Genomic DNA, 20920 nt, shown 5'->3' with positions numbered 1-20920 from the left:
GGAAGGCCTCGATGCCTACCCGGGCAGCGCCACGCCGTTCGATCCTTGACTACGCGCTACACCCTCATCTGTGAAGAGCCCGTTTCGTCAGTGTTCGGCCGAGCTTGGCCAGCTCGGGCAAGGCGTCCGGGACGCGCTTGCTCAGCGCGGTGATGAGCTTCTCCATCTTCGCTTTGGCTTTCGCGGCTCTTCGGAATCAAGGGTGTAGGTGAGGTCTGAACCCTCCGGCTTCGAGCAGCGACCTGGCGATGTAGTGGGTGAGGTTGCGGAAGCCGAGCGCGGAGCCGCGGAGGTGTTCGAGGCGGCCGTTGATCGCCTCGGTCGGGCCGTTGCTGGTGCCGGGCCGGTCGAAGAACGCGAGGATGTCGGCGGCGCGTTGCTTCATGGTGCGGCCGAGCTTGCGGATCTCCACGAGCGCCGCGGGAACCCCGGTGGTGATCGTGGCGATCACCGCCTGCATGGCCTGCCTGGCCTTCTTCTTGTCGGGTTCCCGGTAGGCGGCGACGATGCGCTGGTAGATGCCCCAGGTCGCCTCGACCTCGACATGCTCCTCGCTCGCGAACACCGCGTCCAGGCGTGCCCGCTGCTTGTCGGTGAGCAGGCTCGCGCCGGTGTGGAGGGTGCGGCGGGCCTTGTAGAGCGGGTCGCCCTTCATCCCGCGGTGCCCGGTGGTGTCCTGCTGGACCCGGCGCCGGCAGGCATCCAGCGCGTCGCCAACGAGACGGACGGCATGGATTGGGTCCATCACCGCAACCGCGTCGGGGAGCTCTTCCGCGGCGGCGGTCTTGAACCCGCTGAACCCGTCCATCGCGACCACCTCGATCCCGTCGCGCCACTGCTTCGGGCGGCCCGCGAGCCACTGCTTGAAGACGGACTTGGAGCGGCCTTCGATCATGTCCAGCAAGCGCGCGGGGCCGGTCTTCTCGCGGGCGGGCGTGAGGTCGATGATCACGGTGACGTACTTGTCGCCGAATCGGGTGTGTCGCCAGACGTGCTCGTCGACGCCGATCGTGGTGACCCCGTCGAACCGGGCCGGGGCGTCGATGAGGCGCCGCTTGCCTTCGGCGAGGATCGCGGTGTTCGCGGTGTGCCACGACACCCCGAGACCGGCGGCGGCGCGCGAGACGGTGAGGTGGTCGACCACGATCGCAGTGAGTGCCCACCCGATCCCGCCGCGGGAGATCTTCGCCCGGGGCGCGGCCGCCTTCGACGTGTCCTGCCGCCAGGTGCGGCGGCAGGACACGCACCGGTAGCGGCGCACCCGGATTAGCAGCGTCGTCGGCCGGTGCCCGAACGGTTCATGCGCCAGCGGGCGCGTCACCGTGTCCCGTGGCGCGCCCTCGGCGCCGCACTTCCGACACCACGGGTCGTCCTCGACGACGCGGCACTCGATCACCGCCCGATCTGGCTCGAGACGCTGCCCAACGGCCTCGAGGCCGAGCTCGTCGAGACGGCAGAACGTGGTCAGGTCGGGCGCGGCGAAGGTAGCGTGGTGCAAGTCGAGGTCTTCCGGCGGATGAGCAGTGTAGGAACTTCCATCTTGGAAGACCTCGACGTCTATCCACGAACCAGCCGCCCACCCCCGACTACACCGTCAACTGCGAAGAGCCCGATATCCAGGCGTCGAGATGCCGCTGGCTGCATCGTCCACTCGGACCGCGGATCCCAGTTCCGATCACGGAAGTTTGTGCACGCCCTGACCCGTCACCACCTCATCGGATCGATGGGGCAAGTCGGTGCCGCCGGGGACAACGCCGCGATGGAGTCCTTCTTCTCGCTGCTCCAGAAGAACGTCCTGGACCGCAAGCGCTGGCGGACCCGAGACGAGCTCCGGATCGCGATCATCACCTGGATCGAGCGGACCTATCACCGCCGCCGCCGACAGGCCCGCCTGGGCCGATTGACCCCCATCGAATACGAGACCATCATGAAACCGGCCGTGAGCCTCGCGGCCTGACACCACAACTGACCTGCCCTACGGTTAGGTTTCCACTCTTGGTCGCTAGCTTCCGATGGTGGTGAGTGCCCGCGGGGTGCGGGCGAGGTCGTAGTCGTGGGGTGTCGCGTACTCGAGGGAGGAGTGCCGGCGACGACGGTTGTAGAACACCTCGATGTACTCGAAGATCGCGTTCGCGAGCTCGATGCGCGTCTTCCACTTCTTCCGGTTCAGCAGCTCGATCTGCATCGTCGACCAGAACGACTCCATCATCGCATTGTCGAGGCCATCGCCGACGGTCCCGAACGACGGCAGCAGTCCCGCTGAACGGATCTTCTGAGTGAAGACCCAGGAGGTGAACTGGACTCCGTGATCCGCATGAACGATCCCTCCGGGCCCTGGCTGACGTGCACGGATTGCCATGTCCAGAGCGTTCACGACCAGGGTGGAGTCCTGTTTGGAGTCGATAGCCCAGCCGATGATCTTGCGGCTGCAAGCATCCAGCACGGCGGCGCAGTAGATCTTGCCCTCCCGGGTGGGATGCTCGGTGATGTCCGTGACCCACAGCTCGTTCAGCGCGAGACGGTGGAACTTGCGGTTGACCAGGTCGTCCGCTGTGGCGACCCCCTTGAGTCGCTTGATTCTGGCTGGGCCTGGAAGGCCACCGATTCCGGCGCGAGTCATGAGGACGGAGATGAGCCGGCTGGAACACGGAATGTTCATTCCGATGGTGAGCTCGGTGTGGATGCGGCGGTAGCCGTAGGTGCCGCGGGAGGCGACGTGGATCTCCCGGATCAGGCCGGTCAGCCAGCGGCGGCGCAGCTCAGTGGCACTGGTCGGGCGCTTTCGGTACCGGTAGTAGCCCTGACGGGAGACGCCCAGTAGGCGGCAGCAGGTGCTTGTGGGTGCCCCGGCGTCGACGAGTCGGTCGATCACCGGGTGCGCCCTTTTGGGGCAACTCCTCCCTCCTCGTCGAGCCACGTCGCGGCCCGGCGGAGGATCGCGATCTCCTGCTCGAGCTGGCGGACACGGCCGCGCGCCGCGCGGAGCTCGGCAGATTCCTGACTGCTTAGTCCCGGCCGGCGGCCGAGGTCGATATCGTCCTGTCGCAGCCAGTTGTGGAGGGTGACCTCGTGGATGCCCAGGTCCAGTGCGGTCTGCTTGACCTGGCGGCCCTCGCGGACCAGAGCGATGGCACGGGCACGGAACTCGGGAGGGTACGGGCGTGGCATGCGAAGAGCCTTCCATGAAGACCATCGACTAGCGACGTCAACTGGAAACCGAGCCATAGGTCATGTCAAACTGTCACCTGATCATGCGGCAGTCCCGATTGAAAGGGAACGCGTGCGGCTGGGAGACGGCAGTCGCATCCGAAGCTAACGGAAGGTTGAAAATGAGCACGAACACATGGAGCTCCCCGGTGACGGGCTTGACCTGTCACGGTTGTGTCGAGACGGTCACCGCGCAGTTGATTGCTGTGCGCGGCGTCAAAGAGGTGAACATCGATCTCGTCGAGGGTGGCGTATCCACGGTGAGCGTGGTCGCCGACCGTGAGCTCACGGACGGCGAGGTCGAGGGCGTACTACACGCCGGCGGCGCATTCGCACTCGCTCGTGTTGATGCGATGAGCTTCCTCGGTTCGACTACGAACGCGCCCGACCTCGCAGTCGACGTGCTTTTCTTCGACGGGGCCGAGGAACTCGATGCAATCGGTCCCTGGGAAGTGCTCCGCTTCTGGGCGGAGCTTGGTGACCGACGCGTCGACGTGCGTGCGGTGAGTTTGGACGGCAAGTCGGTCCGTTGCGCGAAGGGGCTCACCGTCGATGTCGACGGTAGCCTTGGCGACCGCCCCATCGATCTTCTTATAGTCCCGGGTGGTCGCGGTGCCGACATCCTCGCGGGGGATCTCGAACAGGTCGGGCGGATCTCGCGCCTCGCTGAACAGGGAGCAACGATGGCGTCCGTGTGCACTGGCGCCCAGGTGCTCGGCGCTGCTGGCCTTCTCGACGGGATCAATGCGACGACCCACTGGATGGCCCGCGGCCAGCTCCAGAAGTCCCACCCGTCAGCGCGCATCTCGTCGGGCGAACGATGGGTCGACTCTGGCGATGTCGTCACGAGCGCCGGCGTGTCGGCCGGAATCGACATGGCCCTGCACCTCGTAGATCGGTTCGACTCCCGCGCCGTCGCTCACCGAATCTGCAGCGTGATGGAGTACCCGTGGCATCCAGAAGCTCGCGGCGAGGCCGTTATCTCTACATGATATAGAGTTAAGGGGTGACTTCGCGACGCATCCTCCCCTCTGCTTTCCTCGCCACCCTGACGATCGCCGCCCTCGCGGGATGCGGTGGCGGGTCGATGGACCATTCCGACCACAGCGGGCACTCCGCCGGCTCCTCGGCTTCTCCCACCGGCGCCGCCGACGTCGTTACCGACCCCACATGCCCGGCGGTTGTCTCACTCGAATCCGTCCCCGAGCGCGTTGTGACCATGGACGCCGGAGCGGCGGCCTTTCTCATCGAACTCGGACTCGGCGACACGGTTGTGGGCACTGCGGCTCCAGACTTCAAGACCGACTTCTCCGGAGACATCCGCGCTCAACTCGACGCAGTGCCCGTTCTTGACGACGGACAGGGGTCAGCTGAGGCAGTGATCGCCTCCGACCCGGACCTGGTCACGGGAATCTCGCAGTACGAGTTCGGCGGTTTCGACGGCACCGCGTCTGTCGATCAGCTGGAGTCCGCGGGATCTGCCGCCCTGTCCGCCTGCGGCGCGGTGCAGGATGTCCCGGTGGACAACATCGATGAGACGTACAGGTATATAAGCGCGCTCTCCGATGCATTCGACGTTACCGAGCGTGGCGAGGAGCTGATCGACCGGATTCGTACTCAGGTCTCAGACGCGACGGCGGCCTCGCGGGACGCAGACGTGCCCGTGCTCAGCTTGTCCTCCGTGCCCGACGCTGGCGCGGGCATCAACACCAACGGCGGATCAAGGTTAGCGAACGGCATCATCACCTTGGCCGGCGGTACCAACATCGCCCGTGACCAGCTCCAGGACTTCGCAAGCTTGTCTGCGGAGGCGGTGACAGAGGCCAACCCGGCTGTGATCGTGGTGGTGTCCGGTTTCGCGGATTCCAGCGATGAGGACCTGAAGGCGGCCATCATGGCCAGCCCGCTGTTGGCCGAGACCGACGCCGTCAAGAACGAGAACGTCGTCGTGGTGCCGCAGCGCATCCTCCTGTCACCGAGCCTGCTGAATGCGGACGCCGTCCAGATCATCGCGGATGCGGTCGCGAATGCTTCCTGAGGAGACGCGCAGACGCCGAACCGGGGCCCTGCGCGCCATCCCTCTGACCGCCATCCTCATCGGGCTCCTCTTCCTGCTTCTGACAGTGATGGTGATCAGCGTCGGTGTCGGCGCGGTATCGATCGCCCCCGGAGAGGTGATCGAGGTCATCTCCGGGCGCGTGGCGGGAAAACCCGAGCTTGGCTCCCTGGATTTCATCGTCTGGGAACTACGCATGCCGCGCGTGTTGCAGGCCGCAGTGGTCGGCGCCGCCCTGGCAGTCGCCGGAGCGTGCGCACAGGTCCTCGTCCGCAACCCCATCGCCGACCCCTACGTCCTCGGCCTGTCTTCCGGAGCCGGGGTCGCGGCGGTCCTGGTCATCACTTCCGTCGGTGTTGCCACCTTCGGAGTGCTGTTGCTCCCGGTCGCCTCTTTCGTCGGTGCCGCTGCGACCGGAATCATCGTCGCGGCCACAGCGACCTCACGCTGGGGGATGTCCGCAGGCCGACTGGTGCTGTCCGGAGTCGCGATCGGTCAACTTCTCGGAGGGGTGATGTCCTTTCTCCTCATCCGATCCGGGAATTCCGATGCCACTCAGCAGGTGATGTTCTGGCTTCTCGGGAGTCTGGCAGGCGCCCAATGGCGACTGCTGCTCGTCATCGGCCCCGTGATCATCGTCGCGATCGTTCTCGTCGCAATGTCTAGCGGGCGCCTTGACCTCCTCGGCCTCGGAGACGCTCAAGCGGCCGCGTCAGGGGTGCATCCGGGGCGTTCCCGGGTGCTCGTCTTCGCTCTCGCTTCCCTGATGACCGGCGCCGCAGTCGCCGTCTCGGGGACTATCGGCTTCGTGGGCCTCATCGTGCCGCACATCGCCCGTCTCCTCGTGGGCGGTATGCACAAGCGCGTCATTCCCGTGTCTGCGTTGCTGGGGGCGATCCTGCTCAGCTCGGCGGACCTCGCCGCGCGCACCGTGCTAGCATCGTCAGAGCTTCCAGTCGGGATCTTCACCGCGGCGATCGGCGTGCCAATCTTCATCCTCCTCATGCGCAAGAATCGCGCCATGGCCCTCTCATGAGCTCATCGCATACGACGCCATCCGAAGTGGCTTTCAACGCCGTGTCCGTGAACTACGGACCACGGCGCGCGCTCGACAACGTCAGCGCCACAATCGCAGCGGGTGAGATCGTCGCCGTCGTCGGACCCAACGGATGCGGCAAGTCAACTCTCCTGAGCCTCCTTACCGGATACCATCCGGCCTTCACCGGCACCGTCACGGTCGACGGTGAAGACATCAGCACGATGCGCGCTCGCGACAGGGCTCGGAAGATCGGAGTTCTCCGGCAACACACGGGGCCCCTTCCCGACGTCACCGTGACCGAACTCGTCGCTCTGGGCCCTCAGAAACTCTCCACGCACCAGGTCAATCGCACCCTGGCGCGCGTCGGACTCGACGAACTCGCGACCGAACCAGTCGCGGCTCTCTCCGGCGGACAACTGCAACGCGCACTTCTCGCACGAGCCCTCCGTCACGACCCCACTCTGCTGGTGCTGGACGAGCCCACGAACCACCTCGACGTCCAGCACAGATTCGCCCTCATGGAGCTCCTGCAAGACCTTCGGGTAACGGTCCTCTGCGCCCTCCACGACCTCGACCTCGCGATCCGCTACACGGACGACATGCTCCTCCTCGCCGAGGGGCAGTTGCGCGCACACGGACACCCCGACGCCGTGCTGACGAAGTCTCGGGTTCTCGAAGTCTTCGCGATCGACAGCGAAAGCGTGACCACAGCCCGAGGCCAGACGCATCTTCTCTTACGCTCCGCGCGAGCTCGTGCCGCCGGGGAGTGAGACCTGCACATGAGATATGCGGCTCATCGCATTTGACGGTGTAGCAGGGGTCTGAATCCGCCGGTGTCGAGGAGGGATCGGAGGATGTAGTGGGCGAGGTTGGGGTCTTGGTAGTAACGGGGACGGATTGAGCGCTAAGCCCTGCGAGGGCGCGAGGTAGCGTGATGATATGTCTACTGATCAATATTTGACTGAGGAACAAGCGGTGGTGTTCGGGCGGTTCGTAGGCGAACCATCTCAGGCGGAGCTGGAGCAGTTCTTCTATCTCGACGCGGCTGACCTGGAAGGGATTGCTGAGCGCCGCGGTGACCATAATCGGCTCGGTTTTGCGCTTCAGGTTGGGACAGTGCGGTTCTTGGGTGCTTTCCTGTCGGATCCGCTGGATGTTCCGTGGTCCGTGGTGGAATATTTGGCGGCACAGCTCCGAATCAATGATCCCTCGATGATCAAGCGGTACCCCGAGCGCGTTGCGACTCCGAACGCTCATGCGCGGGAGATCCGCCGGCTCTATGGCTACGGGGACTTCACGGGAGCTGCGGTCGAGGATTTGAGCGAGTTCGTTTACTCGCGCGCCTGGACGCATGGTGAGGGGCCGAAGGCGTTGTTCGCCCATGCGGTGGCCTGGTTGCGTCGGAAACAGGTACTCCTTCCTGGCGTGACGAGACTACTGAAGTCGGTTCAGGCTGCTCGTGAACGTGCAGTGTCCGAGCTGCACGAGCGACTGGCTGGGGCAGCAATGGTCGCGGATCCTCAGTTGCCGGGACGTTTGCTTGGATTGCTGGCCGTTGATGAGGGTGCCCGTGGGTCCAGGTTAGAAGCATTACGCGCAGGGCCTGTGAGGTTATCCGGGCCTGCCTTGAACAAGGCCCTGACACGGGTCGAGCAAGTCAGTGCCCTGGGGATTGACGCGGTGGAGACTTCAGGAATGCCGGCATCTCGGTTACGGGCGCTGGCACGGTATGGGGTGGAAGCAAAGGCGCAGTCGCTGCGCCGATTGGCGGAGCCGCGCCGCACGGCCACGTTGGTTGCGACAGTGGAAGCGTTGTCAGTGGCGGCGGTCGATGATGCGTTGGACTTGTTCGATGCACTGATGGCATCGAAGGTATTGGGGCCCTCGAAGCGGGCTGCGGTCGCGGCACGGTTGGAGACACTGCCGGAGCTGGAGAAAGCCTCGGCTGTTCTTGCCCGTGTCGGCCGTGAATTGGTCTGTCTGCTGGAGGAAGCGGGCGAGCAAGTCGATGTAGCGACGGTATGGGCGCGGCTGGAAAAGGTCGCCGCAAGGGATCAGATCACGCAGTACGCCGACACGGTCGGTGCTCTCATCCCGGATGCCTCGGGACTGGAGGGCGCGATGCGTGTGCAGGTGGCCCGCCGATACCGGACGGTTGCCCCGTTCCTGGGGTTGTTGGCTACCGTGTTGCCACTGCGGGCAACGGCAACGGGACAGCCTGTGCTTGATGCCCTGGCCGGATTGGAAGCCCTGCGTGGCCGCCGGCAGCTCCACAAGGACGACGTTACCGAGGCCTTGGTACCGGCTGCCTGGCGCGCGGCGGTGTTCGGTCGCGACGGGGTAGAAGTTGACCGGGAAGCATGGATTTTGTGCGTGTTGGAGCAGCTACGCGTTTGCCTGCGCCGTCGGGACGTGTTTGCCACACCATCGACCCGGTGGGGCGACCCACGCGCCCAGCTGCTCGACGGTGAGCAGTGGGAACAGGTACGTGATCGGGCGCTGACCAGCTTGGGCCTGGAAGGGCCGGCTGCTGAACTCCTGAACGATCGTGTTGAGGTACTGGATACGGCCTGGAAGAACTTGACGGCAAGCCTCGAGGAAGCGGGCCCAAACGGTTCAGTACGGGTGGAACCCTCAAGTACGGACGGGCGCACACGTTTGAAGGTTGACCGTCTGGATGCCCTGGAGATCCCGGACTCGCTGCGTGAACTCCGTGGGCAGGTCGCCTCGATGCTGCCACGGGTAGATCTTCCCGAGCTGCTGCTGGAGGTTCATTCCTGGACCGGGTTCCTCGACGCCTACACTCACATCGGGCAGTCCAGGGCCCGTATGGATGATCTGCCGCGCTCGGTTGCGGCGCTGCTGGTTGCAGAGGCCTGCAACGTTGGCCTGACACCCGTGGTTGCTGAGGGCCACCCGTCTCTGACGCGCGCTCGGCTTGGACACGTGGATGCGAACTACCTGCGCAGCGAGACTCACGCCGCCGCGAACGCGACCTTGATCAAGGCCCAGGGTGAGATCCCTGTCGCTCAGGTGTGGGGCGGTGGGCTGCTGGCCTCGGTCGATGGTCTGCGGTTCGTGGTACCGGTACGCACGATTAACGCTGCCCCGAACCCGAAGTATTTCGGCCGTGGACGCGGGCTGACGTGGTTCAACGCGGTCAACGACCAGGTGGCCGGCATCGGCGCCACTGTCGTGCCCGGCACCGTGCGTGATTCACTCTACGTGCTGGACACGATATTGAACCTCGACGGCGGCCCCCGACCGGAAACGATCACCTCGGACACGGCTTCCTACTCCGACATGGTCTTCGGGATCTTCGCCCTGCTGGGCTACCGGTTCTCGCCACGGATCGCCAATCTGTCCGACCAACGCCTCTGGCGCGCAACCCCGCGTGGCACCACGGACTCCGATTACGGGTCGCTGAACGATGTCGCCCGCAACCGGATCAACTTAGCCAGGATCGCCGCACACTGGGATGACATGACCCGCGTCGCTGCGTCTCTGGCGACAGGGACGGTGCGCGCCTACGACTTGCTGCGCGTGCTCTCGCGTGACGGCAGCCCGTCCCCACTCGGTGCCGCGATCACCGAATACGGGCGCATCGACAAGACCATCCACCTGCTCGCCCTCATTGACCCACTCGAGGAAACATACCGGCGAACGACCCATACGCAGCAGACCGTCCAGGAATCACGCCACCGTCTGGCACGCGCCATCTTCCACGGGCGGCGCGGGCAGATCTACCAGCGCTACCGCGAGGGCCAGGAGGACCAGCTCGGTGCACTTGGCTTGGTCCTGAACGCCATCGTGCTCTGGAACACCCGCTACACAGATGCCTCCATCAATGCACTGCGCGAGGACGGCAACCTCGTGGATGACGCCGATATCGTCCGGTTGTCCCCGCTCGGCGATCAACACGTCAACATGCTCGGTCGCTATGCCTTCACCACCACCACACCAAGCGGGCTTCGCCCCCTGCGTATAGCGCTGACTGAACCATAGGTAGCGGGTCTGATACTGGTATGGACCACGCTGCTCTGAACGTAACCAGTCCCGCAAGAACCCAAGGAACGTCTACTGGGACAGCTCCTTTTGGCGAACCTGTCTGTGCGCGGTTCACAGCGATTTGGAACATTCAATTCTTGGCAGCGTGCTCGTGAGTTCTGGACTTGTGGCAGCGGGAACGCTGCGGCGGGATTGCCTCCTGCCTGCCCCTCGTGGGCGTGGAAGCATCCTTAGCGGACTCCCACGCCCAGGTGATGAACATTTGCACCTGTGAGGGGGTTATTCGTGTTCCTGACGTATCAACTCGATGGGGTCTTGGCTCTCAGTGGTGGCATTGAGAGGATGCTTCATTTCGTCTCGTCGCATTCTCCCGGCGAGTACGGCAAGGACCGCGATCAATACCGGTGTTGTCCCTGCTACGGCGAAGATGACGGTTGCGGGTACCACCATTGCGATGGGACCGACCAGGGCAATCGAAAGTGGCATCAGCGCGATCGAAATGAAAAAGTCCAGGCTTGCGACGCGGCCAATCATGTTTATCGGAACCCGCTGTTGCAGAAGCGTGCCCCAGATGACCATTCCTGCCCCTGAGCTGAATCCGACAATGAACAGGGCAGCTGCCATCACCCAGAACGATGTAGTGATACCCAGGAATGCTAGTGGGATGGTCCCGGCACCCCAGCCAAGCACCATGACACTCAGGTAGCGGCGTGGCATTCGCAGGGAAGAAACAACCAGCGATCCAACCGCCCCTCCCATCCCGAACGCAGTGAGGAGAAACCCAAAAACCTGCTCGCCATTGCCGAAGTTGTCTCGTGCAATGAAGGGAATGAGCACTTCTATCGGCCCCATGATGATCAATGTCATGAGGCACGCAAAGATGAGTGTCCAAAGCAGCCATCTCGTTTTCACCGTAAAGGAAATACCTTCACCCAGATCCGCAAAGATACCTTGTGACGCTGCGGCTCGATCTAGTTCTTTGGGGCCTCTCGGGTCTGGACGTATGAAGACCACCAGGCTCAGTGCTATCGCATAGAGTGCGGCGACGACCAACGCGCCGTGCATCGGAAGAAATGCTCCCACGATCATTCCTCCGATCGCCGGCCCGATTCCTTGCCCCATAGTGGGTCTGAGTGCACCTTCCAAACCGTTGGCCGCTAAGAGTTCATCCGGGGGCAAAATGGTGGGTAGGAAAGCACTGCAGGCCGGGTAGAAGAACGCGCTCCCAGCCCCGAGCATTGCTGAGGCAAGGGCCATGTGCCAAAGCTGGATACCTCCACTGAACGCCATAAGGGTCACCATTGCCACGGCAGCCAAGTTCGTTGCCTGGACCGAGATGATGATGGTCCGTTTCGAGAAGCGGTCGGCGGTGACACCTCCGACCAGAGCGAAGGCGAAGAGGCCGCCGCTGAGGCAGGCCGCGACCATTGATAGTGCCGTGGGTGAGTTGTCGATCGAGAGTACCTGGAAAACCATCACGATGGTCCACATGCCGGTTCCGAAAAGTGATAGACCCACCGCGCCTAGTAGTAGGCGGTAGTCACGATGATGAAGCGGGGCCAAGGCTCGCCATTTTGATGCAGAAGCGGGTTTGTGATGTGGTGACGTATTCATGAGGTGCGCCCTTCGAATGTTGAGCTTCCAGACCAGTTTTCTTTGGGGTTTGCCAAGTTGATGTGCTGCCAGCTTGCAAGGTCGCGGCGAAGTTGACGGTCGTGGGTCGCTACTATTACGGCGGCCTTCGTCAGGTGTAGCCCCTCGGTGAGTTCATCAACAAGGGATATGGACAGGTGGTTACTGGGTTCATCGAGCAACAGCACATGAGGTTTGGTTGCCAGTGCCATCGCAAGATCGAGACGGCGCTGTTGGCCCATGGATAGCTCCCGCACGGGACGGTTAAGATCGGCCGAGGATAGAATCCCGAGCGACTTGAGGGAAATCATTTCGCCTTCTTTGAGCGTTCCGGCGCTGGTCAAGGTGCCGAGGTGGGCGTTGAATGCGTCGCGTGCCCGCAATGTCGTTGCGGTAGGAGATTCCTGGGCAAGGTATGCGATTCTTGCTCCACGGGCATGATGGATTTCTCCGGTAGAAGGTGCGAGGGTTCCGGCCAACACGTTAAGGAAGGTTGATTTTCCGGCACCGTTCGGCCCGGAGACCACAAACTTGCTGCCCGACTCGAGGAAAAGCGTCGTCACTGAGGGCATCCGCCCATCGACTGCGACTTCCACCGCCTGGATCAGTGTGACACCAGGCCGCGCGGAAAGTTCGGGCATTCGAAATTCAAGCGGTGGCTCGGGAGCAGTGATTCTGTGATTTTCAAGGTCATCGCGCCGTCTGTGCACCGAACGAACAAGACCTGGGGCACGGGTTTGCCGCTGGTGTTTCCCTGTTCCCTTGGGCGGTCGCCATCCCGACACGAGCCGGTTCTGAGCGGTTGCCAGGTCTTGGGTCAGTCGGGAATGTTCGGCTTGTTGCTGTTCGTATTCATCGACCCACCGTTCACGCTCTGCTGCGCGTCCTTCCTTGTACCCCAAATACCCTCCGCCGTAGAGGCGCGGAATCCCGTCTCGGCTCGGGTCAAGATCCAAGATGTGGGTTGCAACATCTGTCAGGAGTGCCCGGTCGTGGCTCACGACGACGATTCCTCCTGGGCTACCACGCAGCTGCTCGGTGAGATAGTCCAGCCCCTGCTGATCGAGGTGGTTCGTCGGTTCGTCCAGGAGAAGGAAATCATGTTCAGCGCCCAATAGGCAGGCAAGCCTGACGCGATAGCGCTGACCCACAGATAGTTCAGACAGCAGTTTCTCTCTGTCGGTGACGGCACCCAGAGCTTCGAGAGCGACGTCAACCCGGCGATCCGCGTCCCAGGCATCAAGCGTCTCGGCCGCATTCAGGGCTTCGGTGAATATCTCCTCCGCTCCTGGTGACTGGGCCGCCAAAGCTTCTGCGCCAAGATCAAATGCGCGCAGCGCAGCGCGGGAATCGGCCAGTTGCTCGGTGATGAGATCCCCGACCGTGCGGCCGTCATCGGTGGGCATTTCTTGTTCGGCGATGCCGAGCGTGCCAACGCGTAGCACTGTGCCTGAGTCAGGTGCCAGTATCTCGGCAAGGACGTGAAGCAGGGTTGATTTTCCGCGGCCGTTTTCGCCGACGATCCCCACTCGGGTTCCTGGTGTGATGGTGAGGTCAACGTTGGTCAGGACCCTACGCCCGCCACGGACAACATGAATAGTGGAAGCTATGAGCTGCGCGCGGGCGCGTGCAGGCAAGCTAATTGTGATGGTCATTATTCCTCCGAAAGGGAGGCGCAACCGCTCGGTTAGAAAACACCCATGGTTAGAAGTGATGGGCGTGATGTGGAGCGGGAAATGCGCTCAGATCTGCTGGGACGCCACACATGACAGAGATGTCGGTGACGATGGCATGAAAAACCAGCCCGCAGCCTCGGAAAACTCACAAGGAGCAGACTGGTGTTAGCCCCAGTAGACGAAGAATAAATAATTCACAGTTGCAATTGTACCATGGCAAGTGTTCAGTGGCGGGCTCCGTTTAGACTGTCGATTGAAGCTGTCCCGCAAGCTGGTCCCCTTGCGGACGCGAAATCGTAGTGCAGAGGACTTCGGACAGTCAGTGCAGTCGGCTTAGGGAAATGACAGCGTGTTTCCGCAGGGGGGCGCATTCCTGTATACCCGGTGCCCGGGAAAATGCCCGGTGATGCGGGTGCTAACCGGGATACACTGCGGCCGGACGTAGCATGTCGAGAAACGGTCGTTTGCCGACACAGGTCCTTGATGACGACACGCCGCGAATTTGGTGTCGATAACTCGTGCCGAGATTCAACGTCGACAATCCTTTCCCGCACTGTATTCTCGACATATGTTGATCGGATACGGACGTGTTTCCACCGCAGACCAGAACCCGGACCATCAGGTAGACGCCCTCATGCGTGCGGGGGTCACCCCGGACAATATCTACATCGACCATGCCAGCGGCGCCAAAGCCAGCCGGCCCGAGCTCGATAAGGCCCTTGCCTCTGCCAACCGAGATGGCGACCAGCTTGTCATTACTCGACTGGACAGGCTCGGGCGTTCGGTGCTCCATCTGGTCACGCTCGGTGCGGACTTACGAGAACGGGGCGTGGGGCTGGTCGTTCTTGAGCAGGGCATCGACACCACGACCATGGAAGGGCGCGCGATGTTCGGGATGCTCTCCGTCCTTGCCGAACTTCAACGAGAGCTCATCGTCGCAAATACTCGCGATGGGCTCGCCGCTGCCCGCGCCCGCGGACGAACAGGGGGAAGACGCCCGAAGCTGACGCCCGACCAGGCCCGCCACGCCCAGCAGCTCTACGATGCGGGGAATCACACCGTCCAGCGGATCGCCGACCTGCTCCAGGTCCCGCGCTCCACGATCTACGGCCACCTCAACAAAGAAAGCATCGGACGGCGCCCCACCGACAAAGGGCCTATGCAGGCTTAGCGCTCAATCCGTCCCCATTACTACCAAGACCCCAGGACGCTCACGCCCGGCAAAAGGACCTTCTCCCGGCGCAACCAGGCAACCGCGTGTCCGAACAACGTGGTGATCCCCTCGCCATGCGTCCAGGACCGCGAAAAGACGAACGCCGTCAATGCTTCAGTTAGCGGAGCATCAAGATCCCGGTACCCGTAAACGGCACGGATCTCGCGCGCATGCGCGTTGGCTGTCTCAACGCGCTCGGTGTATCGCTTGACCACCGAGGGATCCGCGACTCCGAGCTGCGCCGCAACGTAATCGACCACGGACCATGGCACATCGAGCGGGTCAGCAAGAAGCGCCCCCAAAAATCGTGCCGTCCCGACCTGTACGGCAAACCCAAGCCGACTGTGCTCACCCCTGCGCCTGCGGATCAACTCCTGATCGGTGTCGTCGAGATGGAAGAACCGCTCCAGATCGTTCTGCGAAGGTTCTCCCACGAACCGCCCGAACGCGGCAGCCTGCGCATCACTCAAGAATTCAACTGGCACAACCTACAGACTACCGACAGTCACGTAGCCGAGGGCTAAACGCGCAATCCTGTTCCATTACTACTCATACCCCAGTTAGCTCAGAACCGAGTGACAATCGCGAATCAACATGGTCGTCAACAGGAGTACGTGGACTACTTCATCCACAAGCTGCACGCACTAATACACCCAACTGGAACCGAACTGATCGAGGAAAGGACTGTGCAAGAGGCAGGCGCGAGTTCTGCTTCAGCGATATACCGAGTACTTGAACGTATACAGAGAGAGAAGGATCTTGCCCACGAGGTATCTCACTGCGGAATTGCATTAGTGGGCGGGTACTTCGCTCTAGTTCAGTATCGGTTGGTGCTTCTGTCCGCGTTTACGAGTGCTGCGTTGAGATCAAGTTTCTCGCTGGAGGAGTTTCGAAAGGGCACATGGAGGAATCAATTCGATTCAGTTTTTCCCGCTCCACAGGATAGAGGAGCACTCAGAGCCAAGAAGCAACTGGTAACTCTCTCGAACGATTACAGAAATCCGTTACTGCACGGAGGCGACGGACGGCCTTCCGAAGGGACGTTTGTTGAGTGGTCCCCTGGCTACAAGGTTTTGGTAGGATCCGAAAAGGGTGTGACTGATCAGTACATGCTCTGGATGCCCAGCCTCACCGAAGTCCAAGTTACCGAAATTCTCGAGAGCATTGAATCGATCGAGGGGTGGTTCCGTACTTTGCCATACTTCGACTGGGTTCAACGGGGGCTACCGGTGAATTTTCATCGCGAATCCGTTAGCGCTGCCATCGATCACGTGGCACACGGCACCCACGATGAACATACGAACCGGACCGAAGCGCAATACGAGCGAACACTCAACCACGACTGATGCGAGAATCCCCGGGCGAGGTTGAATCACCCAGAAGTGTTTGTGCCGAGAGGATCACGTGAATTGCTTGTGAAGCGGCAACTGCAATCGGGATGAAGGACCTTTTCAGCACAAGAAGATGAATTTTCTTCCATTTCTTTCCAGGATTGTGCGAAAAAGGTAGAAACATAGCTACAGCAGCAACGACTGTTAAGACGGCAGCTACCCAGGTCTGATGGTTTAGTAACTGTCCGATTTGTTCAATAGGCATCGGTTCTCTCCTAACGCGCGTACTGGTTTAGGTTAGTTATCGTAAACCCGAATGTTCAGACTTTGGTATCCCTGGGAATTTTGGCGCGTGCAGCGTCTCGGGCTTTCTCTTAGGTGTCCGCTTCTGCGGCGAAGTGTTCTACGTTGTGTTGCTCGGTGTTTTCAGCTGCGAAACTGGCTTTCATCGTTCTTATCTCTTTTCTGTAATTTTCTTTACTTTGTTCAGCGCCACCACCCGCTTTGAGAGGCCGTGCATGGCCCAAGATCGCATGGCGTTTGGTAACTCAGGTACCGCAGCTTTTGGGCTGTGTGCGGGCGCTCGATTGGTTCCTGCTGTCCACGTGTGTGCAGGAAAAGCAGCGGAGCGGGAGGGCTTTTGCTGTGCGCAGGTGGGCAGGAGGTTAAGAACACGCCCCGCTTGATTCTGAGGCAGTACCCCACCCACACGTGAGTAAGTGAGTATATGAGNNNNCTCATATACTCACTTACTCAAAAAAGCATCTGCTCAATAACTCATTTACTCATCTGGGAGTGAATCGATATATGCGGTGAGGAACGAGCGGATGCTCTTATGTTCGCTGCGTGCCACATGTACTTTAAGTTTCGTGTGTTTGCTTTCTGGAAGGGAAAAGTTCACGCGCACCAGGTCTTCCGTTGGGGCAGTGTCTTGAAGGCTGGCCAGGAGTCGGTTTTTGTCATTACCGGACCTCTGGCTGGGGCGTCCGGCGCTTAGTCCAGTTTTGTTGGCGCTCATTTAGATAGCCTCCTGGTTTGCCATGATTGATTCGATTTCAGCGCTGAGCTCTAGCATTTCGCGGGTGCCTTCGGATCGAGGAAAATCTTCGATTACCGTTGAGCCACGGGCTGCGGTGCCAGGGTAGTCAACACGCTGGCTGATTTTAGTGTTCATAACGGGCAGACCGTAGTCCTCAAGTGTTGCGGAAACTTCCTTGCCTATATTTGAGCCGGTGATTGCGCGCGACACAACGAAGCTGGCCTTTAGTCGGCCGTCGGTAATTTCGATGCGCTGTTTAACTAGATCCACAAGCTCAGCGGTGGCCCAAATGTCATAGGGGGAGGGTTGCACTGGAATGAGAATAAAGTCTGCTGCTTTAATGGCGGAGACTGCTAGATCACTGGCCTGGGGTGCGCCGTCGATGATCACGAAATCGACCGGTGCGAGACTTTTAAGGTCTCGATCTATTGTTGGACGGTCGATGCCCACAACGGAGATGGGGTGGTCTTCCCTGACCGCAGCCCAGTCTCTTGCACTGCCCTGTGGGTCGGAATCCACGAGAAGTACGGTGTGACCTGAGTGTTGAAGGGCCGTTGCCAAATGAGTGGCGATCGTTGTTTTACCAGCCCCACCTTTTTGGTTCAGAACAGCGATGGTTTTCATGGTTCTCTTTCCATTGTGAGCAAGTGAGTAAATGATGGAATACTCATAAGGATATCAGAGTAAATGAGTAAAAACTCATTTGTGCATTTACTCATTTATAGAGGTTTACGCTTCGATGATTCGACGCGCTGCGGCGATGGCTGCACGGACGGACGCTGCGCCTGTTGCTGCGGCGCTTTGGTGAGCGGGGCGCTGGGCAGCGAGCCTAGCTCGACGTTCATTGGCGGCTCGTGTGGCGGCTCGTGCTTGGTTACTGGCTGCGGCAGCACGTTGTGAGCGGCTGGCCATGATTTCGCCGGCGCCTGTGCGCCATTGGTTCATGCGGTGCAGGATGGCTGCGCGCAAGATGCGGCAATAGTCGATGTAGGACTGAGTTTCACGGTCATGTTGAGGTAGTGGACCCCAGGATTCGCGGCCGTGGAGTCCTGGTGTGGTGCGCCAGTTCAAAGCATGTTGGATATCTGAGATTGTCCAGCCTGTTTGGAAGAATGGTTTCATTATCGAAAGAATATTTTTCTTTGAAAAGGGCCTGAATCCAGGGATAAGCCGCAAGATTTCAGCGGAAGCCGATAGCCCTTGTCCTCTAGAGCTGATCGTTCTGTGAGCTGGCCACAGTTCAACTGGTCGATGACCGGCTTGGTGAGTTCGCACGGCGGAGCCGTGCCCAAAAAGGTTTTCAGTGCCGCGCAGCGGCTCATTTTGAGTGTTTTCTTCGCGCGTGCGCGTGTAGGAACTTACTTCGTAAGTGGTTAACCCCCCTACGGGGAGGGGTTCTAAGTTATTTCCACAGGCCGTGCGGTTTGGGGTGTGGTGGGTTAGGCGGGTGGCGGTGGTGTCTTGGGCATCTTGGGGGCGTAGTCCGAGGCCGATGGGGCGGCAGATGACGTATACGGGGGCTTCGTTCTGTGCTTGCTGGCCAGCTTTGGCGGCGTATTCGGCGCTGCGGCCGGAGGCGACGATGCCGAGGATTCCGTGGGTGCGCAGGAAGCGCAGGGCGTTGCCTACGGTGGCGCGGGATACGCGGGCTTTGGTGGCCACGGTATCCCAGGTGATGCGCGCCGTCATGCTGTCGTGGTCGGTGTAGCGAAGGAGGACCCATAGGACGGCGAGGATGTTTCGTTGGCAGTCTTTGCGGCGGCATAGCAGTTCGTCCAGGGATCGGGCTGCGCGCCAGGCTTGGGCGGTGTGGTCGATTTTCTTGCTGCCGTGGGGGATTGCCCAGGCTATGGCTCGGTCGGAGGTTTCCTGGGCGCGGGAGACACGCTTGATGTGCAGGGGTGCGGGGGTGTGGGCGTGCTTGGTGGCCATTGCTTCTTTGGCCGCGTTGAACTGGCTTTTGCCCTTGGCGGTGAATCCTTCGGGGGTTTCTGCCTTGGTGAAAGGACGGTGTCCTTTGGCGGTGTGGGCGAGGATTGCGGCGATGCGCCCGTCGGTGGGGCGGGTGCACCAGCGTGGTTTTGTGGTGTGGATCGCGGTGTTTTGCGGCGTTTCGGGGGTGCTGGTGCTTGATTGGGCGCGCGGAGGCGCTACTATAGACACATAAGTCCTTTTCTCTTTGGAGGGTAAAGGAAGGGGAGCGTCCGGCTTGGTAACCGGAAGCTTCGTGGTAAATCACGATCTGCTGTACTCGGCAAAGTGTTCAGATCGGATTCAGAATTTCAGTCCCGCGCTTTGCGCGGGCTTTTCTGTTTAAGGCTTGTCGATAGGCAATTGCCCCTTGTTGTCATCGATAGGAACCCAACTTGGTACGCCGCGGTCGTCGAGCTCTAATGTGTCAATCATGAGATCAAAGAAAGCAGCGGCGGAGTACCCGGACTTTTCGGCCAATGCAGCGAAGTAGTCCTTATTTTTGCTCTCGACTTTCCAGCCCAGTGGCTTGGGGTCTTTTAACGCACCTCGTGCGCGAGCATGTGGATTCCTCATATGTACACCCTATGATGACGCCACCATTAAGCGTGGGGCGACACGGTTAAATAATTTAAAAATGCAATCAAGTCTGAATCAAGCAACCTGAATGGGGTTAGAGAATTAGTGGACAGCCGAACAAGCGGGATCAGCCGATCCCGCATTTGAGAGGATGTCATTAACGAGCAATATGAAAAAGCAACGCAGGTCCTTCACCGAGGAGTACCGCAGGGAAGCTGCCGGCCTGGTCATCGACACCGGACGCACCATCAGCGCGGTCGCCAAGGAACTGAACCTCGGCGAGCAAATACTGGGCACCTGGGTGAAGAAAGAACGATCCCGCCGAGGCCTGGACGGTGAGCCGACCGGAGCGTTGGACGAGTCCGAACGCGAAGAACTCAAACGCTTGCGCAAGGAAGTCTTCGAACTGCGGGAAGACAACCGTTTCCTGGGAAAAGCAGCGTCCTTCTTCGCGTCGAAGCAACATCGGTCGAACGGTTCGAACTGATGCACGCGTTGAAGGATGAGTTCGCCTTGGCTCGCATGGCGTCATTGCTTCACGTTTCGAAATCAGGCTATGAGGCCTGGAGGCAACGCCAATCCGCTGGCCCGTCCCCGAGGGGTGCCGCGCAGCGGGCACGGGATGTGAAGGTCGCCAAGGTCTTCAACGATTCCCATCAGACCTACGGGGCTCCGCGGGTGGCCGCCCAGCTGGCCCGCGAGGGATCCCCGGCAGATCCCAAGACCGTCGCTGCTTCAATGCTGCGCCAGGGCATCGAAGGGATCAGCCCACGGAAGTTCACTCCGGTGACCATGATCCAAGGCGTTGACACTTACCACCTGCCGGATCGGGTGCGGCGGCAATGGGACCAGGGCACCTTGGACAAGGTCTGGATTTCGGATATCACCTATTTGCGCACCAATGAGGGCTGGCTGTACTTGTGCGCAGTGCGTGATGGCTGCTCCCGCAGGGTGCTGGGATGGGCGCTGGATAGCGTGCAGAACACCTATCTGGTGGAAAGGGCCCTGCGCATGGCCAGGACCCTGCGCGGCCAGATTCCAGGTCAGGTGGTGTTCCACGCGGACCGCGACTCGCAATTCACCTCAGCCCAGTTGCATGAGGTGGCCGTTGAGCTGGATTTGCTGCAGTCCGTGGGCCGCACGGGCGTGTCCCTGTTAACCGGCTAATC

16 protein-coding genes and 3 pseudogenes are annotated in these 20920 nt (G+C 61.0%); 9 read left to right on the top strand and 10 right to left on the bottom strand.

The window, feature by feature from the left end; all coding sequences use genetic code 11:
- Nucleotides 1-196: 196 nt before the first annotated feature.
- Nucleotides 197-1498, bottom strand: coding sequence for an ISL3-like element ISAar42 family transposase (locus tag CIK74_RS01520; protein WP_096253940.1), 1302 nt, complete (start codon nucleotides 1496-1498; stop codon nucleotides 197-199).
- 144 nt (nucleotides 1499-1642) lie between these two features.
- Here CIK74_RS01520 and CIK74_RS01515 point away from each other — a divergent pair.
- Nucleotides 1643-1957 (top strand): annotated as a pseudogene (locus tag CIK74_RS01515) (integrase core domain-containing protein); the annotation flags it as partial.
- Nucleotides 1958-2002: 45 nt separating this feature from the next.
- On the opposite strand, the gene CIK74_RS01510 reads toward CIK74_RS01515, so the two are convergent.
- Nucleotides 2003-3168 (bottom strand): IS3-like element ISAar24 family transposase gene (locus CIK74_RS01510; protein WP_096253939.1). Its coding sequence is split into 2 segments (ribosomal slippage): nucleotides 2003-2892 and nucleotides 2892-3168, totalling 1167 coding nucleotides; the frame shifts between segments, so codons are not numbered across the junction.
- A gap of 161 nt (nucleotides 3169-3329) precedes the next feature.
- On the opposite strand from CIK74_RS01510, the gene CIK74_RS01505 reads away from it, so the two are divergent.
- From CIK74_RS01505 to CIK74_RS01485, 5 genes are all read left to right on the top strand, one after another.
- Entirely contained in the window at nucleotides 3330-4199 is an 870-nt protein-coding gene (locus CIK74_RS01505; RefSeq protein ID WP_226833574.1) for a DJ-1/PfpI family protein, read from the top strand.
- 95 nt (nucleotides 4200-4294) lie between these two features.
- Entirely contained in the window at nucleotides 4295-5245 is a 951-nt protein-coding gene (locus CIK74_RS01500) for an ABC transporter substrate-binding protein (RefSeq protein ID WP_226940849.1), read from the top strand.
- The gene (locus tag CIK74_RS01495) at nucleotides 5235-6299 is read left to right on the top strand and encodes an iron ABC transporter permease (RefSeq protein ID WP_069600538.1); all 1065 of its coding nucleotides are present in this window, start codon (nucleotides 5235-5237) and stop codon (nucleotides 6297-6299) included. The genes CIK74_RS01500 and CIK74_RS01495 overlap by 11 nt, the downstream gene beginning before the upstream one ends.
- Nucleotides 6296-7072 (top strand): ABC transporter ATP-binding protein, encoded by a 777-nt coding sequence (locus CIK74_RS01490; RefSeq protein WP_013350323.1) that lies wholly within the window; start codon nucleotides 6296-6298, stop codon nucleotides 7070-7072. The genes CIK74_RS01495 and CIK74_RS01490 overlap by 4 nt, the downstream gene beginning before the upstream one ends.
- Nucleotides 7073-7241: 169 nt before the next feature.
- A complete protein-coding gene (locus CIK74_RS01485; protein WP_096253938.1) occupies nucleotides 7242-10307 on the top strand; it encodes a Tn3 family transposase in 3066 nt (1021 codons plus the stop codon).
- Between the two features lie 282 nt (nucleotides 10308-10589).
- On the opposite strand, the gene CIK74_RS01480 is transcribed toward CIK74_RS01485, so the two are convergent.
- Both CIK74_RS01480 and CIK74_RS01475 read right to left on the bottom strand, forming a co-directional pair.
- Complete coding sequence (locus tag CIK74_RS01480) at nucleotides 10590-11924, bottom strand: MFS transporter (protein WP_075728825.1); 1335 nt, start codon at nucleotides 11922-11924, stop codon at nucleotides 10590-10592.
- Nucleotides 11921-13597, bottom strand: coding sequence for an ABC-F family ATP-binding cassette domain-containing protein (locus CIK74_RS01475; RefSeq protein WP_096253937.1), 1677 nt, complete (start codon nucleotides 13595-13597; stop codon nucleotides 11921-11923). The genes CIK74_RS01480 and CIK74_RS01475 overlap by 4 nt, the downstream gene beginning before the upstream one ends.
- A 526-nt stretch (nucleotides 13598-14123) precedes the next feature.
- On the opposite strand from CIK74_RS01475, the gene CIK74_RS01470 reads away from it, so the two are divergent.
- Nucleotides 14124-14789: a recombinase family protein gene (locus tag CIK74_RS01470; RefSeq protein ID WP_343251916.1), complete on the top strand. Its 666-nt coding sequence runs from the start codon at nucleotides 14124-14126 to the stop codon at nucleotides 14787-14789.
- 32 nt (nucleotides 14790-14821) lie between these two features.
- Here CIK74_RS01470 and CIK74_RS01465 read toward each other — a convergent pair.
- A pseudogene (locus CIK74_RS01465) lies at nucleotides 14822-15316 on the bottom strand (DUF4158 domain-containing protein); the annotation flags it as partial.
- A gap of 609 nt (nucleotides 15317-15925) precedes the next feature.
- Between CIK74_RS01465 and CIK74_RS18405 the strand changes: the two are divergent.
- Complete coding sequence (locus CIK74_RS18405) at nucleotides 15926-16177, top strand: hypothetical protein (protein WP_141392833.1); 252 nt, start codon at nucleotides 15926-15928, stop codon at nucleotides 16175-16177.
- On the opposite strand, the gene CIK74_RS01455 is transcribed toward CIK74_RS18405, so the two are convergent.
- The 5 genes from CIK74_RS01455 to CIK74_RS01435 form a co-directional block, all read right to left on the bottom strand.
- The gene (locus CIK74_RS01455) at nucleotides 16164-16427 is read right to left on the bottom strand and encodes a hypothetical protein (RefSeq protein ID WP_096253933.1); all 264 of its coding nucleotides are present in this window, start codon (nucleotides 16425-16427) and stop codon (nucleotides 16164-16166) included. The two genes, CIK74_RS18405 and CIK74_RS01455, sit on opposite strands and share 14 nt — an antisense overlap.
- Before the next feature lie 516 nt (nucleotides 16428-16943).
- Nucleotides 16944-17180, bottom strand: a complete 237-nt coding sequence (locus tag CIK74_RS01450; RefSeq protein ID WP_096253932.1) for a chromosome partitioning protein ParB — start codon at nucleotides 17178-17180, stop codon at nucleotides 16944-16946.
- Nucleotides 17181-17825, bottom strand: a complete 645-nt coding sequence (gene parA, locus CIK74_RS01445) for a ParA family partition ATPase (RefSeq protein WP_096253931.1) — start codon at nucleotides 17823-17825, stop codon at nucleotides 17181-17183. It abuts the gene before it with no gap.
- Between the two features lie 105 nt (nucleotides 17826-17930).
- Complete coding sequence (locus tag CIK74_RS01440) at nucleotides 17931-19364, bottom strand: hypothetical protein (protein ID WP_096253930.1); 1434 nt, start codon at nucleotides 19362-19364, stop codon at nucleotides 17931-17933.
- 150 nt (nucleotides 19365-19514) lie between these two features.
- Nucleotides 19515-19748 (bottom strand): hypothetical protein, encoded by a 234-nt coding sequence (locus CIK74_RS01435; protein ID WP_096253929.1) that lies wholly within the window; start codon nucleotides 19746-19748, stop codon nucleotides 19515-19517.
- A gap of 154 nt (nucleotides 19749-19902) precedes the next feature.
- Between CIK74_RS01435 and CIK74_RS01430 the strand changes: the two are divergent.
- Nucleotides 19903-20900 (top strand): annotated as a pseudogene (locus CIK74_RS01430) (IS3 family transposase); the annotation flags it as partial.
- Between the last annotated feature and the right edge of the window lie 20 nt (nucleotides 20901-20920).

It is taken from the genome of Glutamicibacter sp. BW77 (assembly GCF_002332285.1).
In the GTDB taxonomy this organism is placed as follows: Bacteria; Actinomycetota; Actinomycetes; order Actinomycetales; family Micrococcaceae; genus Glutamicibacter; species Glutamicibacter bergerei.
The sequence above is the reverse complement of the archived record's forward strand: the minus strand, read 5'-3'. Positions and strand labels throughout refer to the sequence as shown.